The sequence below is a fragment of the Halobacillus karajensis genome (assembly GCF_900108515.1).
In the GTDB taxonomy this organism is placed as follows: Bacteria; Bacillota; Bacilli; order Bacillales; family Halobacillaceae; genus Halobacillus; species Halobacillus karajensis.
Map to the genome: position 1 here is coordinate 392951 of NZ_FNWW01000002.1, position 16237 is coordinate 409187.

The 16237-nt window shown below is 43.0% G+C and carries 15 protein-coding genes; 10 read left to right on the top strand and 5 right to left on the bottom strand.

Annotated features, from left to right (window positions below; all coding sequences use genetic code 11):
- Positions 1–196: 196 nt before the first annotated feature.
- A complete protein-coding gene (locus BLW54_RS07020) occupies positions 197–1384 on the bottom strand; it encodes an acyl-CoA dehydrogenase family protein (RefSeq protein WP_035508888.1) in 1188 nt (395 codons plus the stop codon).
- A gap of 11 nt (positions 1385–1395) precedes the next feature.
- Positions 1396–2583, bottom strand: coding sequence for a CaiB/BaiF CoA transferase family protein (locus BLW54_RS07025; RefSeq protein ID WP_074733686.1), 1188 nt, complete (start codon positions 2581–2583; stop codon positions 1396–1398).
- A 244-nt stretch (positions 2584–2827) separates the two neighbouring features.
- On the opposite strand from BLW54_RS07025, the gene BLW54_RS07030 reads away from it, so the two are divergent.
- The 7 genes from BLW54_RS07030 (at position 2828) to BLW54_RS07060 (ending at position 11381) form a co-directional block, all read left to right on the top strand.
- Positions 2828–4000: an aminotransferase class I/II-fold pyridoxal phosphate-dependent enzyme gene (locus BLW54_RS07030; protein ID WP_074733622.1), complete on the top strand. Its 1173-nt coding sequence runs from the start codon at positions 2828–2830 to the stop codon at positions 3998–4000.
- Between the two features lie 4 nt (positions 4001–4004).
- Positions 4005–5651 (top strand): thiamine pyrophosphate-dependent enzyme, encoded by a 1647-nt coding sequence (locus BLW54_RS07035; protein ID WP_074733625.1) that lies wholly within the window; start codon positions 4005–4007, stop codon positions 5649–5651.
- Complete coding sequence (locus BLW54_RS07040; RefSeq protein WP_074733627.1) at positions 5648–7144, top strand: aldehyde dehydrogenase family protein; 1497 nt, start codon at positions 5648–5650, stop codon at positions 7142–7144. Before BLW54_RS07035 ends, BLW54_RS07040 begins: the two co-directional genes overlap by 4 nt.
- 18 nt (positions 7145–7162) lie before the next feature.
- The gene (locus BLW54_RS07045; protein ID WP_331280826.1) at positions 7163–8317 is read left to right on the top strand and encodes a saccharopine dehydrogenase family protein; all 1155 of its coding nucleotides are present in this window, start codon (positions 7163–7165) and stop codon (positions 8315–8317) included.
- 336 nt (positions 8318–8653) lie between these two features.
- Positions 8654–8944 (top strand): hypothetical protein, encoded by a 291-nt coding sequence (locus BLW54_RS07050; protein WP_035508881.1) that lies wholly within the window; start codon positions 8654–8656, stop codon positions 8942–8944.
- A 249-nt stretch (positions 8945–9193) separates the two neighbouring features.
- Entirely contained in the window at positions 9194–10549 is a 1356-nt protein-coding gene (gene mgtE, locus BLW54_RS07055; RefSeq protein WP_074733630.1) for a magnesium transporter, read from the top strand.
- Positions 10550–10676: 127 nt separating this feature from the next.
- Positions 10677–11381, top strand: a complete 705-nt coding sequence (locus BLW54_RS07060; protein ID WP_074733632.1) for a DUF459 domain-containing protein — start codon at positions 10677–10679, stop codon at positions 11379–11381.
- A gap of 49 nt (positions 11382–11430) precedes the next feature.
- Here BLW54_RS07060 and crcB (BLW54_RS07065) read toward each other — a convergent pair whose 3' ends face one another.
- Together crcB (BLW54_RS07065) and crcB (BLW54_RS07070) are read right to left on the bottom strand one after the other, a co-directional pair.
- Positions 11431–11799, bottom strand: a complete 369-nt coding sequence (crcB, locus tag BLW54_RS07065; protein WP_035508877.1) for a fluoride efflux transporter CrcB — start codon at positions 11797–11799, stop codon at positions 11431–11433.
- Entirely contained in the window at positions 11799–12176 is a 378-nt protein-coding gene (crcB, locus tag BLW54_RS07070; RefSeq protein ID WP_035508875.1) for a fluoride efflux transporter CrcB, read from the bottom strand. The genes crcB (BLW54_RS07065) and crcB (BLW54_RS07070) overlap by 1 nt, the downstream gene beginning before the upstream one ends.
- A gap of 128 nt (positions 12177–12304) precedes the next feature.
- Here crcB (BLW54_RS07070) and BLW54_RS07075 point away from each other — a divergent pair, with 128 nt between their 5' ends.
- Positions 12305–13444, top strand: coding sequence for an FtsW/RodA/SpoVE family cell cycle protein (locus BLW54_RS07075; RefSeq protein ID WP_035508874.1), 1140 nt, complete (start codon positions 12305–12307; stop codon positions 13442–13444).
- 451 nt (positions 13445–13895) lie between these two features.
- Here BLW54_RS07075 and BLW54_RS07080 read toward each other — a convergent pair whose 3' ends face one another.
- A complete protein-coding gene (locus BLW54_RS07080; RefSeq protein WP_035509754.1) occupies positions 13896–14285 on the bottom strand; it encodes a sporulation protein in 390 nt (129 codons plus the stop codon).
- Between the two features lie 380 nt (positions 14286–14665).
- Here BLW54_RS07080 and BLW54_RS07085 point away from each other — a divergent pair, with 380 nt between their 5' ends.
- Both BLW54_RS07085 and BLW54_RS07090 read left to right on the top strand, forming a co-directional pair.
- Positions 14666–15289 carry a pyridoxamine 5'-phosphate oxidase family protein gene (locus BLW54_RS07085; protein ID WP_074733634.1) on the top strand — a complete coding sequence of 208 codons (624 nt, stop codon included), beginning with the start codon at positions 14666–14668 and terminating at the stop codon, positions 15287–15289.
- Between the two features lie 221 nt (positions 15290–15510).
- Complete coding sequence (locus BLW54_RS07090; RefSeq protein WP_231622387.1) at positions 15511–16050, top strand: GNAT family N-acetyltransferase; 540 nt, start codon at positions 15511–15513, stop codon at positions 16048–16050.
- Positions 16051–16237: the final 187 nt, after the last annotated feature.

The following is a 16237-nucleotide window of genomic DNA, read 5'->3' on the forward strand; positions in this document are numbered from 1 at the left end:
TTGAACGTTCTTTTCTTCCCTTAAAATCAGCCAAAGAAAAAAGCGTGTGTCAATCGACATACGCTTTTTTGACAAGCAAATTTTATAACTTCTTTAGAGACATCCTGTTTGCAACGCTTTCCTTATTGAATATTGAAAAGTTTTAGTACTAGGATATAAGGTTGTAAAAAGCTTTCCTGAACACATCCCCATTCCATTATTCTCTCCAAGCGGGGAGCATTTGGCTTAGCGGTTTGTCTTTACGATAACCTAAGACATATTCGGCCTGCATAATGGTATGGATTTCCCTTGTTCCTTCATAGATAACAGGAGCTTTTGAATTCCTTAAATATCGCTCAACTGGATACTCGTTGGAATATCCATAGGCACCGTGGATCTGGACGGCGTCATCGGCCGCCTGGTTGGCGAAATCACAGGCTTGCCATTTTGCGAGTGACGTTTCACGTGTGTTCCGCACACCTTTATTTTTTAACTCGCCTGCCCGATAGACGAGAAGTCGACTCATTTGCAACCCTGCTTCCATTTTGGCGATCATCTGTTGGACGAGTTGATGCTTCCCAATTTCCTTCCCAAAGGTTTCTCGTTCATGGCAATAGTCGACGCTGGCTTCCAGACAGGCCATGATTTGACCGCATGCACCGGCAGCAACGGTAAAACGGCCATTGTCAAGTGCGGACATGGCGATCTTAAACCCATCCCCTTCATTTCCGAGCAGGTTACTTTGGGGAACTTTCATCTGATCGAAAAACAGTTCGCCTGTATTTCCTGCACGGATTCCAAGTTTTCCTTTGGTAGCTTTGGATGAGAACCCTTCATACGTCCGCTCTACGATAAATGCAGAAATCCCATGATGCTTCTTATTTTTATCTGTATAAGCGAAAACAAGGAAATGATCAGCCGTGTCACACAAGGAAATCCATGTCTTCTGACCATTTAACACATAATGATCGCCATTTCGTGTGGCGGTGGTTTGAAGGGAAGCCACATCGGACCCCGCCGCAGGCTCTGTTAACCCAAAAGCACCTATTTTCTTGCCTTTCGCTTGCGGAAGTAAATATTTCTGCTTCTGTTCTTCCGTGCCCCATTGCAGTAACGTCATACTATTCAGTCCTGTATGGACAGAAACAGCTGTACGAAAAGCTGTATCTCCCCGCTCGAGTTCTTCACAAACAATAGCAAGGGCATTGTAGTCCATTCCGCTTCCGCCGTAATGATCGGGGATGCAGACTCCCATTAAACCCAGATCAGCCAGCTTAGATAAAGTTTTGGAATCAAAGTGTCCTTTGGCATCCCACTCGCCAATATAGGGCATCACTTCCTGGTCGACGAAATTTCTGACTGTTTTTCTTAACATCACTTGCTCGTCACTAAAATCGAAATTCATTGTTTCCCTCCTTAAATCTTCTTTTGCAATCGCCATTGGTGAATGGTTTTTTCATCATATCCAAGGTCACGGAGGATTCCTTCTGTATGTTCCCCGGCCTCAGGGGGGTGGTGTTGTAAAGCTACCGGGGTGCGGGATAAATTCAAAGGACTACCAATCATTTCCACTTGCCCTTCCTTAGGGTGGGGGCAGGAGATAAACATACGACGGGCGTGAAGCTGGGGATCTTTACGGACTTCTTCAAGTGACTGAATCGGACCGAAAGGAATCTGCTTCTGCCGACACTGTTCTTTCCAATAAGCGGTTTCCTTGGTTAAGAAAAGCTTCTGCAAGATTTTTGTCAGTTCATCCCGGTTTTCTACTCTCTGTGCATTCGTTGAAAAACGCCCATCCCTTGCAAGAGAAGGTTGTCCAAGAATGTGGCAAAGATGAGTGAATTGACGATCATTCCCAACAGCGATGACCATTTCTCCATCTTTTGATTGAAAGGTTTGATAAGGGACGATATTTGCATGGCTATTCCCAAGTCTCGCAGGTGCGTTCCCAGTCACTAAAAAATTACTCCCAATGTTTACAAGGGCACTGACAGCTGAATCGTATAGGGACAAATCAATTTTTTGTCCTTCCCCAGATAATGAGCGTTCCAAAAGGGCTGCTTGTATCCCGATGCAAGCATATAACCCTGTCAAAATGTCTGTGATGGCGACCCCAAGTTTCTGAGGGCCGGATTGTTCATCGCCAGTGATACTCATCAGTCCGCTCATCGCCTGGATAATAAAATCGTAGCCGGGTAGGTGACGATAAGGACCTGATTCGCCGAAGCCTGTAATAGAACAATAGATGAGATCAGGGTTCAGTTCTTTTAAGTGATCATACCCAAGTCCGAGACGTTCCATCGTCCCTGTTTTAAAGTTGTTCAAAATAACATCGCTTTTTTGAACGAGTTTTTCAATTATTTCTTTCCCTTCGTTGGTTTTCAAATTTACTGTGAGACTTTTTTTATTGCGGTTCGCACATAAATAGTAAGCACTGACATTCCCTTTGAATGGAGGTCCCCATGTACGGGTTTCATCACTTCCACCGGGGGCTTCAACCTTGATGATTTCCGCACCAAGATCACCTAAAATCATCGAGCAGTAAGGTCCAGCGAGCACCCGGGTCAAATCGAGGATACGGATGCCTTCTAATGCGGTGCTCAACACCAATCACACCCTTTCAGATAGAAAAAGCCAGAAGAACCCATACGAGGTATGAATCCAACTGGCTTGGGAAACACGGATCAATTCAAATAGGGGAGTTGTCCTTGACGGGCTTTACCAAACTATATGCAGGCGATTCGGTAGTATGACAGAAAATTTGGTTCATAGAATGATTTTTCCAGTAATAGGATAGAACGATGGGACAACCAGAGAGTTCCCCAAGCATGGATGGAGGGGGTCTGTTATGATCCAGAGTTCAAAGCAGGTGCAAAGTCTGCCAGCCTATCTTTTTTCGATTTTTCATAAAAAGAAAGCAGCCCTTAAAGCAAAAGGGATAGATGTCATCGACATGGGTATCGGGGCACCGGATTTACCGACACCCCCTTTTATTATCGACCGTTTGACAGAAGAAGTACGCAAGCCGAAGAATCATAAATACTCCCCATATGGCGGTTGTCAGGAATTTAAAAAAGCGGTCGCTGAATTTTATCACCGTCATTATGGTGTCGTTTTGGACCCTGATAGTGAGGTTCTTACGCTAATAGGTTCAAAAGAAGGGATTGCTCATTTGATCAGTTCCGTCCTGGATCCTGGAGACGGTGTGCTTGTTCCTGATCCTGGATATCCGGTCTATCAATCTGCCATTCATCTAGCCCATGGACACACGGTTCGCTTTCCATTGGATGAAGCAAATGGGTATGCCCCGATGTTTCATCAAATCTCCTCCAGAGATCTGGAACGTTCGAAAATGATGCTGCTTAATTATCCGAACAACCCTACAGGCGGGACAGTGGAAATAAATATATTCGAAGAAGCGGTACGCTTTTCGAAAGAACATCAACTCTCACTGATCCATGATGCAGCCTATGATCTTGTCACATTTGGAGACTACCAAGCCCCTAGTCTTCTTCAAGTGACTGGTGCTAAGGAAACGAGTGTGGAGTTTGGATCCCTTTCAAAGAGCTTCAATATGTCCGGATGGCGTCTTGGGTATGTTGTTGGTAACAAAGACCTTATTCAGACACTCAGCATCTACAAAAGCAACATGGACACAAGCCAGTTCATCCCTGTTCAATTAGCAGGGGCGACAGCTCTACGTAGTGATTTTTCTTCTGTACGAGCGAATAATCGTACATATAAACAGCGATTAGATATGATGATGAATGCCCTTTCAGGAATGAATATTCATGCAGAAAAGCCGCGGGGAACCTTTTTTATATGGGCGAAGGTTCCAGAGGGATACACATCCCAGGGATTTTCAAAAAAAATGATTGATGAAGCGGGAATCATTATCACCCCGGGTACAGCATTCGGCCAAAAGGGAGAGGGCTATTTTCGTATAAGCCTTTCTGTACCTATTGAGCGCTTACATGAAGCTTCCATTCGAATGAAAAAGGTGATGAAGGGAGGAGGATGACGGCATGGGTGGAGTTAAAATGACCAGTGCTGAGGCTATTGTTTCTTGCTTACGGCGCGAACGCATTCCGAAAGTGTTCTGCGTGCCAGGAGAGAGTTATCTTCCTGTAATGGATGCCATTTTCAATACTCCTGAGATTGAACTTATCTCGGCAAGGCATGAAGGCGGAGCTGCCTTTATGGCAGAAGGATATGCAAAAGCGAGTGGGAAACCGGGAGTGGTGATGGCGACGAGAGGGGTCGGAGCTGGAAATCTTGCCATTGGTGTTCATACGGCTTATCAGGACTCCACTCCACTTGTCGTCCTGTTAGGTCAGGTGCATACAAGCTTCAGTGGCCGTGAAGGTTTTCAGGAAGTGGATCTTGAAGCTTTTTTCCGGCCAATCGCCAAGTGGGTGGCTGAAATTCGTGAACCCCCACGGGTGCCAGAGCTTGTTCAGCGGGCATTGAGAATTGCCGTGACTGGCCGACCGGGTCCTGTCGTACTTTCCCTTCCTGAAAATATTTTAAAGAAAGAAGCGCTCATGAGGTTTGGACCTGCTGTGGGAAGGCCGGCTCCAAGACCGGCTGAAAAGGAAATCCTGAAAGTGATTGATATCCTGAATCAATCCGAACAGCCTGTTGTCATTGCTGGAGGGGGAGTGAAACTCGCAGGTGCAGAAGAAGCGCTTCGCAGGTTTACTCATAAGTTGGGAATTCCTGTGATCAGTGCTTTCCGGAGGCATGACGTTTATCCCAATGATGATCGCCTTTATTGCGGACACCTTGGCCTTGGAACACATCCTGAAATCTTAAAAACAGTGAAACAAGCAGATACCATCGTTGCGATCGGTACGCGGCTTTCCGAAGTGACCACACAAGATTACACTCTTCTGGACAAACAAAAATTGATCCATATTGATGTTGATCCCCATACACTAGGGCAAGTATTCCCTCCCCATGCAGGTGTAATCGCAGATGCAAAGGAGGCGTTAAATGATCTTGTAAAGGGAGCTTACGAAAAGGATTATTTTTCGTGGGCTTATGAACGTCGCGAAGCCTATGAAGCAACCGTACACACAAAGGGAAGCGAGATGTTGAACGGGAGAATTATTGAGCTTCTTCAAAAGCAGTTACCAGAAGACGCCATTTTAACAAACGACGCTGGGAATTTTGCAGGGTGGCTTCATACGTATTTTCAATTTAAGAAACACCGTTATATAGGACCCACATCAGGGGCGATGGGGTATGGAATGCCCTCTGCTCTTGGTGCTAAGATGGCTTATCCGGACAAAAAGGTCGTATCACTGTCAGGTGATGGTGGATTCATGATGACTATGCAGGAGTTGGAGACAGCAGTTCGGTACAATATTCCTGTCATCAGTATCGTTTTTAACAATCGGATGTACGGAACCATCCGAATGCATCAGGAAATTCATTATCCTAGCCGCGTGATCGGAACAAACCTGGGAGAGGTTGCGTTTTCAAAAATAGCCGAAAACTTAGGGGCAGCAGGTTTTTATGTGGAAACGCCTGAAGAATTCAAGCAAGCCTTGGATAAAGCCATGACTTTGGACAAGCCTGTGGTCATCGAAGTCGAAAGTGATCCCGAACAGATTTCACTTTCCAAAACCATTAACCAATTAAGGAAAAAAGGGGGAGAATCAAAGTGAATTTGATTCAAGAGCAACAATTAAAGAACTTTATTAATGGCAACTGGGTGGAGCCATCGACGGGAAAGTCAACGTCTGTAATAAATCCAGCTACATCGGACTCCCTTGTTCAAGTACCGCTTTCAGCTTCTGAAGACGTCAAAGCAGCCACTAAGGCAGCCAAAAGTGCGCAAAAGAAATGGGCATTGGTCCCGGCACCGCAGCGAGCAGAAGTATTATACCGTGTAGGTCTTATAATGAAGGAAAGAAAAGAAAGGCTGTCTCAACTTCTTACAATGGAGAACGGAAAAGTCATTGAAGAAGCCCGTGGGGAAGTACAAGAAGGGATTGATATGGCCTTTTACATGGCTGGAGAGGGGCGTCGATTATTCGGACAGACGACACCTTCTGAATTAAAGGACAAATTTGCGATGAGCGTTCGCGCACCAGTCGGGGTTGTTGGTATTATTACGCCGTGGAACTTCCCGATTGCTATTGCAACGTGGAAATCTTTCCCTGCTATAGTGGCTGGGAACGCTGTTGTATGGAAACCGGCTACGGAAACACCGATCATGGCTAATGAATTGGCAAAGATTTTCGAAGAAGCTGGATTACCGGAAGGGGTTATGAACGTAGTCTTCGGTTCAGGCTCAACTGTCGGAGACGCGATGGTTGAACAGAAAGATATTCGTGTGATTTCTTTTACTGGTTCCAATGAGGTGGGACGAGGAATTGCCAGTAAATGTGGTCAGCACCTGAAGAAAGTATCTCTTGAAATGGGAGGAAAGAATGGTGTCATCGTTATGGATGATGCTGACTTGTCCTTAGCTGTAGAAGGGATTCTTTGGAGTGCATATGGTACAAGCGGCCAGCGTTGTACGGCTTGTAGTCGTGTCATGGTACATGAAAGTGTTAAAGACGAGTTGGAAGAACGTTTACAGAAGGAAATAGCTAAGCTATCGATCGGAAATGGTCTTGATGAATCGATTAAAGTAGGTCCGATTATTAATCGTTCGGGTCTTGAGAAGGTTAAAAGCTATATCAGTATCGGGAAAGAGGAAGGTGCGAAGCTGCTCACAGGTGGTTACATCCTGGAAAATGGCGACCATAAAAAAGGGAATTATTTTGCGCCTACATTATTTACTGATGTGAAACCAGAGATGCGGATTGCTCAGGAGGAAATTTTTGGACCCGTCGTGTCCTTAATTCCGGTGAAAAGTTTCGATGAAGCGGTTGAAATCAACAATAGTGTGGAGTTTGGACTATCCAGTTCTATCTTCACGCAGGATGTCAATCAAGTTTTTGCCGCTCAACGTGATTTAGATACAGGAATTGTTTATGTGAATGCGGGCACCACTGGCGCTGAAATTCATTTGCCCTTCGGTGGCACGAAAGGAACAGGCAATGGCCACAGAGATTCAGGAATCGCTGCCCTTGATGTTTTCACAGAATGGAAAGCCATCTACGTTGATTACAGCGGAAAACTCCAGCGTGCCCAAATCGATGTCGAGTAATTTTATAGAGAAAAGGGAGTGCAAACTATGAAAGTAGCTGTTCTAGGATCTGGGTTGATGGGGAAAGAAGCGGCGCGCGATCTTGTCCATAGTTCAGGTGTGGAGCAAGTGGGTCTGGCAGATATCGATTTGGACAGGGCCAATCGTGTTTGTCAGTCTCTGAATGCACGAAAAATTAAAGGGTACAAAGTGGATGCAGGCAACCCGTCGGAATTGGCAGATTTCATTAAACAATACGATGTCGTCATTAATGCTCTCTTTTATTCGTTTAATGAAGTAGTGGCTAAAACCGCCATTGATGTAGGTGTTCATTCAGTTGACCTTGGGGGACATATTGGACATATTACGGACAAAGTTCTTGAACTGGACAAACAGGCAAAAGATGCAGGGGTCACGGTTATTCCAGACCTTGGAGTAGCACCAGGGATGATCAATATTCTCTCAGGTTACGGAACAGGAAAGTTGGATCAAGTCGAATCCATACGTCTGTTTGTCGGAGGGATTCCTGTGCGGCCGGATCCCCCCCTTGAATACAATCATGTCTTTTCAATGGAAGGACTGCTCGATCACTATTCCGATCCATCTACAATCATAAGGGACGGGAAACTTCGTGAAGTCGAGTCATTGACGGAAGTAGAACAAATCTACTTTGACCGTTTTGGTCCACTTGAAGCTTTCCATACGTCAGGAGGGACATCCACCCTGTTGAAATCTTATCCGGACATCGACACCCTTGAATATAAAACCATTAGGTATCCAGGTCATGCCAAAAAAATGAAGCTGCTTGTCGATCTTAATTTGACGGGTGCAGATAAGGTCGTTGAAATGGGCGGCGTGAAAATTAAGACACGCGATGTTTTACTTAAGAGTATCGATCCTCTCCTGGAATTAAAGGATAAGGATGATGCGGTCCTTTTACGCGTCATCGTGGGTGGAAAAAAAGCCGGAGCGCCTAAAACGTACGAATATGAAATGGCTACCTATAAAGACAGGGCCACGAATGTGACAGCCATGGCTCGGGCAACAGCCAATACCATATCGGTAGTGGCCCAGATGATTGGCGCAGGTAAAATTACAAAACGTGGAGTCTGCCCACCTGAAACCATAGTCCCGGGAGACCTCTACATTGATGAGATGATGAGTAGAGGAGTCGTCATCAAAGAACAGTCCTAATTCCATTTTTAAATGAAATGGATGAATGTTAATATACGGTGTTCGTTATCTTAAACATATGGGGCAAGGTACGTACCTTTCTTTCTATCTGCTGCCATCAAAAAGTGTTTGATGGCAGGTTTTCTGTTCAGTACCTCCTATGTCTTCATTCTAAGGAGCTTAGACGGAATAAAGGTCTAAGCTCTTTCTATTATTTATAGGAGGTAGTTCTTCATGAGAGAATACAACGAAGAAGCATTTGTTAAGACTTCGTGAAGGATTATAAATGAAGCTGCCTTGAGGTTTAATGGAGCATTAGAATAGGTATGTATATTCAATAAAGGAGTGTGTGTAACGATGCATATCAGAGGGATCAGCCATTTAAAATTTCACAGCCAGTTAAGTTTGAAACAGGTCGAAGATCGTCTTATCATTACCGCGGATTTTCCCTATGAAGTTTTGAGGGAACTTGGGATGAAGGAGCCTTTTTTATATGTGACTTTATACGCCAGGGGCGGAACGCGTATTAAAATCATTGATGAAGACAATGCCGCTTTATATGTCCCAACTAAAAAAGAATTTGAGCAGAAGACCTACAACGAAATCATTCACTTTGCAAAGAGACATTCCAGGCAGTTTTCACCATAAGATCTTATTGCAAATGCAACACGAAGCAGGACCAAGTGCCTTTTTACGATTACTCCATTTAAGGACCTTTGGTTATACATACTACAGGGATCTAGATGTAGCCGAGAAAAAATTAGGGGGACAAGGAAAGGTTTCCATAAAATTATCGAAGTAAAAAACATTCCTGCGAGGCTGATCTGGGAACCCTGCTTTTGTTCTTGATCTAATTGGGGATAATAGGAAGACCAGTGAAAAAAGGATGGGACATTTATGACAGCCACTTGGACAGAAAACGAAGTCACATTACTCTTTATTCAATGTTTAAAAGAAAGGGACAAAACAACCTTTCTTTCTATTGTCGACGAACTCCAACCTTATGACTTAGCCAAACAATATCAATTTTTACCGAAAAAATACCAAAATAAATTTTTGCTTTTCCTTCCTATTAAGGATTTAACGAGAGTTATTCAGGAACTGGAACAAGAGAATCAATTGGAAGTCTTAAAAAAACTAGGAATTGAAAAGTCTTCTAAAGTATTAGATCTTATGGAAAATGATGAACTTGCTTCCTTGCTAACTGATCTGGAACCTGGACAAGTTGAGGAACTGATATCGGAAATGAACATGGAAGAAGCGGATATGGTTAAGAACATTATCCATTATCCATCTGAAACCGCTGGACGGATAATGAACAACCGATTCGTGTGGGTACCGCGTCAATGTACAGTCAGGGAGGCGGTCGATAAATTAAAAAAGTTTGCTGAACTGGCGGAGTATTTAAATTACTTTTATGTTATTGATGAAGGAAAAAAGCTTATTGGTGTTGTATCTTATAAAGATTTAATACTAGCCGATATGCATGATAAAGTCGAAGATATAATGTATAAGCGTGTTATAAAAGTTGATGCTTTAACAGACCAGGAAGAAGTAGCTAATATTATGAGCCGTTATGATTTTGTCACCATTCCTGTGGTAGAAGATGATGACAGGCTTGTAGGAATTGTTACGGTTGATGATATCATTGATGTTGTTATCCAGGAAGCGAATGAGGACATTGAGAAATTGTCCGCATCCGGTAAAGCCATCGATTTTGAAACGAAACCCTTGGTTGCAGCCTATCGGAGACTGCCATGGTTGATTATCTTACTAGGTATTGGTCTTGTTTCAGGTAGTATTATTGATGGTTTTTCGGCGACTCTTGAACAAGTCGTGGCATTGGCTTTTTTTATGCCTATGATTGCTGGTATGACAGGAAACACGGGCACGCAGTCCCTGGCTGTTGTGGTCCGTGGTCTGGTTTCAAATGATCTTACGTTGAAACAAGTACTTCGATTAGTTCTAAGAGAGTTATGGGTAGGGATCATCATTGGAGTGGCCTGTGGTCTATTCATTAGTGTAATTGCATTTATTTGGCAAGGCAGCATGACTCTTGGGTTCGTTGTAGGCACGTCGTTATTCATCACGTTAATCATCGGTACACTGGCGGGTACGATTATCCCATTGATTCTCTATAAGTTTGATGTCGACCCGGCCGTAGCATCTGGCCCTCTGATTACGACTATAAACGATATATTTTCCCTGCTTATATATTTTGGCATCGCAACAGCTTTTATAAGTCGTTTATAAGTCAGAACGTGATGGTTTTTATTTTAAGGGAAGAGATTTGAAGTTTCCTGGCACATACCGAGTTTTGATCAAATGTTTCGTTTGGTGGTCTTCAGGGAAAAAGGGACCATATTGGGAGGTGCAGCATATGAAGCGACACCAGAAATGGTGGATTGGCGGATTATTAATAATCGCTGTAGGATGGGGAGTATTCGGTTTTCGCTCTTCCATGTCCCATCCGGAAGAGAAAAAAATCGTTGCTCTTGGCGACTCATTAACTTTTGGAGTGGGTGATGAGAGTGGACACGGTTATGTGGAGAATCTCCAACAGTGGCTCGACCGCCACTATGAAGGGGATACAACAGTAGATAATCATGCTATTCCCGGCCAGCAGAGCGATGGTCTCCTTAACCAAATGAAGGAAGCTTCGGTTTATAAATCCGTTGAAAATGCAGATTATATTTTATTATATATAGGGATGAATGACATACTCAAAAGTAATGGTGGAGATTTAGCCCCTTTGAATGAACGTCAGCTTTCTAAGGGGAAAAAGGATTACGAAAACAATTTGAAGCAGATCCTGGATAGGATTAGAGAAAAAAACCCGACCGCTCCTGTTTTGTTTCTGGGACTGTTTAACCCTTATCCGGATAAGCCCGAAATTGGGGGAGTTATCACAAGTTGGAATCATTTGAGCGAATCAATGGTCCAAAACTATGATGATGTCACGTTCATTGAAACTAATGATTTATTTGAAGAGAAATCTACACGCTACTTTAGTGATGCGGTTCACTTAAATGAGAAAGGATATGAAAAGTTAACAAAGCGGATCATCGAAGCCTACCATTTTTAACGAAGAGAGGAAAAAGGACTTCCACGATTACGGGGAGTCCTTTTTCAGGTTATCCTATGAGCCAGTTACCAATCAAACATCCACAAAAGGCTAAGAGGATCCCGGCCCCATAGCTGATAACCGTGTACAGGATGAAGGTTTTCCATTGTTGTTTAAAGTGGAGTTGCACCGATTCTAACTTGAAAGTGGAAAATGTGGTGAAAGAGCCCAGAATTCCGGTTCCGCAAAAGAGTATCCAACCATTCGTCAAGTTAAGTCCGGACAATAGTCCAAGGAGGAAGGACCCCAGAATGTTGACGAAAAGGGTAGCGAAAGGAAAAGGAGTCGCTGTCCGTTTGTTAATCCATTGACTTACTGTATAACGGGTGACAGCCCCGATAAATCCACCGGAGCCAATGAGCAATAGTTTGATGAGCATCAGGACACAGCCGTCCTTCTCTTACCGAAATAAAAACCAAGCAGAGAGAAGCTAAGCCCACCAAAAATACTGAGAGTTATATATAGAAGGCTTGTTAGGAGGTCACCACGAGCATATAAGGAAACGGCATCCATGCTAAGTGTAGAAAAAGTGGTATACGAACCAACAAGGCCTGTTCCAAGGGCAGCTTTCCATTTGTCCGTTAGCGAATATTTTTCAACAATGCCCATTGTAAACCAGGCGAGGATAAAACTTCCCGTCAAGTTCACAAATAGCGTAGAGTAGGGGAACTGATCAGGGCTTTTCATCAATTCGCCGACGAGAAACCTAAGAGATGCGCCAATGAGCCCACCAATTCCGACATATAAATAAATCATTCCACAAACCTCCTACAAATCTAATCGTTATTATATAGACTTTCGGAGTAATTTAAAAGGAATGCTTTTTTTAATCATCAAGAAAGCTTATAATTTACATAATAGCTACAAATGAAAGAGGGTTACACATGATACTTAGAATCTTGAAGAACATCGATTTTACAATCTTATTCGCTGTATTGGCTTTATCTGCATTCGGTACCGTTATGGTGTACAGTGCTAGTATGGTCAGCGGTGTCATGGTTTATGAAGTAACCCCTGATTTTTTCTTCAAAAGGCAGGCGATTTCATGGGGAATGGGTCTGTTTGCCTTGTTTCTCGGGATTATTTTCCCATACAAAAACTATCGGCGTTTATTTAAGTTGATTCTACTTGTAACCGTTGTTCTTTTGGCCCTCGTCTTTGTGTTCGGCCATACCTCAAACAATGCTCAATCCTGGCTTCCGATCCCAGGTATAGGGAAGTTTCAGCCGGCGGAAATGGCGAAGATGTCCCTTATCATTTATATGGCCACTATATTCACGAAAAAAAGTGACTACATCGACGACTTTACCCGGGCATTGTTACCACCGATTATTTTGATGATGCTGGTAGTCGCCATGATCTTAAAACAGCCGGATTTAGGGACAGCTCTCATAGCGCTTTCTGTGTCTGGGTTGATTATCATGTCAAGCGGGGTAAGAAAAATTCACCTGTTTTCAATGATTGGGATTGCTGTGGTTGGAGCCATCGTCATGTATAACTTCGGGTTAAGTGAAGAACAGCTTTCCCGTTTTAATGGTGCCTACCAACCATTTGAATATGCGGATGATGCAGGTTATCAACTCATCAATTCGTACCTTGCAATTCATAATGGTGGGTTGTTCGGAACAGGCCTCGGGGCAGGCGTTCAGAAACTAGGATATTTGCCAGAAGCCCATACTGATTTTATTATGGCTGTTATCGCTGAAGAACTTGGCATTATTGGTGTCGGGGTTGTTCTATTATTACTTGGGCTCATTGTCCTTCGTGGGCTTTTTATAAGTATGGAAAGCCATGATACGTTCGGCCGACTCCTTGCAATTGGGGTTGCCGGGTTAATCGGTATTCAGTCTATGATCAACCTTGGAGGTTTGACTGGTCTCCTTCCATTAACAGGAGTTCCACTGCCATTTGTCAGCTACGGGGGTACATCACTCCTTATGATGATGTTTTCGGCAGGCATGCTGATCAACATTCATGCAGTATCGAAAATCAAGAAAAGCCAACAGGAAAAAGCAGCTGCCTAATAAAAAGGCGCCATCCTTCATGGATGGCGCCTTTTTGGGTATGGCAAAGAGTGTCCCTAAATATAGGGGTTCGTGTAATTTTTAAGGAATAGAGAAACAAACGCTTTCCTTGAATCGTTACTATATAAAGACCAGAATTCCTGAATCTACTCTACTATTTGGTCTAATACGGAGAAAAACGTGGTTCGAACCTTAATGTTAATCGTGTTACCAGAACATCCGGCTTGTAGATTTATGGAAAAAGGTGGTCAGAAGAATCGATACAATGAATACGAAGTACTTTTAGAGGAGTCTATTTAAGGGATAAAGATTCACTTTTAATCCCGGGCTGTTCTTTGTTCGCTGCCAATAAACGATAATTTTATTATGTAAACTAAAACGATGAAATAAGGGGAATTATAATATTAAAAGCGGGCGCAAGAGAGAGCATCCGCTTTTCGTACTTTGTTATTCAACAGACTTGGATATTAATCTCATCTATATCTGATGTTTTTACATCATTTTTCAAGACAAGTTTTGTATGAAGATGATAGGTAGCTTGAGAGTCTTTTAAATCAATACTTTTCGGCAGCACAAAATGAAAAGGGTACTTACTTTCCTCTTTAGGTTCGAGTTCCCGGTTCATCAACACGGTCGTTACCGGCAAGATGAGGTGTGGTTTAGCACCAGGAGTCTTTTTCATTAAATCACACTCCAGTCGCTGAATCGTCTGCTGGCTTACTCCTCCTTTTAAATGAAAGGCACCGGTTACCTGATCCCCTGGTGTATACGTCGTTTTAGACAGTACCAGGTCCACTTTTGGTAAGCCTGGTCCAAACCAACTGAATAATTTCGCTAGCACGGTCACTCCTCCTTTATCATTTCTTTTAAACATTCTAAATGAAGCCTTCGGGATCTTTTCTATCGAATTTATAGTTGTATCATATTCGAGAGTAAGCTGTCCGTCAATCTTTTTCATAAAATTCAGGCACCTATTTTTTATAGCATCATTGAGGTTAACTTGGAAGAAAACAAGTCCCTTGTTGACACCATTCAAAACTGGAAGTGAGTGTCACGTACACTATCATCCCCAAGAGATTTTCCAAAAAATGACGTATAATAAACGTAAGAATACAAGTTTCACAAAAAAATGATAGGAGGAAAGCGAAAGAGACAATTCTTCGTAAGAGGGATACTAACAAACGATTAGGAATAAGATCAAAATAGAAAGGGGGCTGAGGTATGTTTCGTAAAGTCATCCAAAATGAAGAGGAGCTTCGCTCCATAACAGGGGTGCCCAGCAAACTTGTGAAAAACAAAGTCATTCATTATCTTGATGAAAATTGTATGGGTTTCATGGCCAAATCCCCATTTCTGACAATGGCGACTGCCGATGAAAATGGTTTTTGTGACGTGTCACCAAGAGGCGATCAAAATGGCTTCGTGCACATCCTTGATGAATATCATTTTATTATCCCGGAACGCCCTGGTAACAAAAGAATGGATTCGATGCGTAACTTGTTATCAAACCCTCATATCGGTCTGATTTTCTTTATCCCAGGCCTCGGTGAAACATTAGGAGTGAATGGTAGAGCTGAAATCATAGCGGATGAGGATCTTCTTGAGAGGATGGCTTATAAAGGCAAGCGTCCAGACCTCGGCATTGTCGTCGAGGTGGAGGAATGTTTTATCCATTGTGCCAAAGCCTTTAAGAGATCGGGAATCTGGAAACCAGAAACATGGTTGAAAGAAAATGAACGACCCTCAGCGGTCAAAATACTTGCCGAACACGTCAGACAATCTGACCTGGATGAAGAGGATGTTCGACAGTGTCTTGACAGAAGCTATACAGAGCGTCTTTATTGAATAGGAAGTGAAATGGTGATAAAACATCTGTAACTAGACTTCCGAATGGCATGATGGAAGAAAAGGGGGTGGAAGCCATCCCTTCTGGCCTGTGAACTAAAAAGGCATATAAATGGAAGCACTGTATAACTATACCCTACACTATAATTATTTTCCTGCATAAAGTCAGTAGAATGGCCACAGATGTAAGGAGAAAAGCTACCGTTATGGGAGGAAGAGCGATGTATTTTCCGCAGATGGAAACGCAAAGGTTATGGCTAGTGAATATTAATCATAACCATACCAATTTTATTTTGAAACATTTCAGCGATGAAAAGGTTACTCAGTATTTGTACGATGAAGAAGACTTGACGAATTATTCTCAGGCTGTTGCTTTAGTTGATTGGTTTTCTCAACCTGAACAAAAAAGGTATAATCGATGGGTGATTGAAAGCAAAGAGAGCGGCAGGTTTCCTATGGGTACCTGTGGTTTCCACCAATGGGATCAGCATAATCACATAGCTGAAGTCGGTTATGACCTCTATCCTGACTACTGGGGCAAGGGCTACATGAAAGAAGCCTTAACAGCTGTCATCCACAGTGGTTTTGAAAACATGCATTTAAATCGCATTCACGCTTATGTGGCTGTGAAAAATACTCGCTCCGCTGGTTTATTGGAGAGGCTTGGTTTTCAGTGTGAAGGTGTTTATCGTGATAAACACCATTACAGAGGGGAGTTTTATGATCATTACATATATTCTCTGCTGCGGAGAGAGTGGTGAACAATAAAATATGTCTTTTACTTATCCCCTGTTATAATGATAGTATTTCCTACTTCCTTTTATTGGCTATCATTTAAATGGGGGCTCCTGTCTATGTAGAGAGGGGAAGCCGCTCATATTTTCCGTGATTGACTCATTACTAGTGAATTCGATTGGTGAAAACGTAGAGAAAAACATGGATTAAAGG

Excerpts from the sequence above, each read along its gene's own strand:
- BLW54_RS07020 (WP_035508888.1), bottom strand. The coding sequence starts at position 1,384 with ATGAATTTCGATTTTAGTGACGAGCAAGTGATGTTAAGAAAAACAGTC.
- BLW54_RS07030 (WP_074733622.1), top strand. The coding sequence starts at position 2,828 with ATGATCCAGAGTTCAAAGCAGGTGCAAAGTCTGCCAGCCTATCTTTTT.
- BLW54_RS07035 (WP_074733625.1), top strand. The coding sequence starts at position 4,005 with ATGGGTGGAGTTAAAATGACCAGTGCTGAGGCTATTGTTTCTTGCTTA.
- BLW54_RS07050 (WP_035508881.1), top strand. The coding sequence starts at position 8,654 with ATGCATATCAGAGGGATCAGCCATTTAAAATTTCACAGCCAGTTAAGT.
- mgtE (WP_074733630.1), top strand. The coding sequence starts at position 9,194 with ATGACAGCCACTTGGACAGAAAACGAAGTCACATTACTCTTTATTCAA.
- BLW54_RS07060 (WP_074733632.1), top strand. The coding sequence starts at position 10,677 with ATGAAGCGACACCAGAAATGGTGGATTGGCGGATTATTAATAATCGCT.
- crcB (WP_035508877.1), bottom strand. The coding sequence starts at position 11,799 with ATGCTCATCAAACTATTGCTCATTGGCTCCGGTGGATTTATCGGGGCT.
- crcB (WP_035508875.1), bottom strand. The coding sequence starts at position 12,176 with ATGATTTATTTATATGTCGGAATTGGTGGGCTCATTGGCGCATCTCTT.
- BLW54_RS07075 (WP_035508874.1), top strand. The coding sequence starts at position 12,305 with ATGATACTTAGAATCTTGAAGAACATCGATTTTACAATCTTATTCGCT.
- BLW54_RS07085 (WP_074733634.1), top strand. The coding sequence starts at position 14,666 with ATGTTTCGTAAAGTCATCCAAAATGAAGAGGAGCTTCGCTCCATAACA.
- BLW54_RS07090 (WP_231622387.1), top strand. The coding sequence starts at position 15,511 with ATGTATTTTCCGCAGATGGAAACGCAAAGGTTATGGCTAGTGAATATT.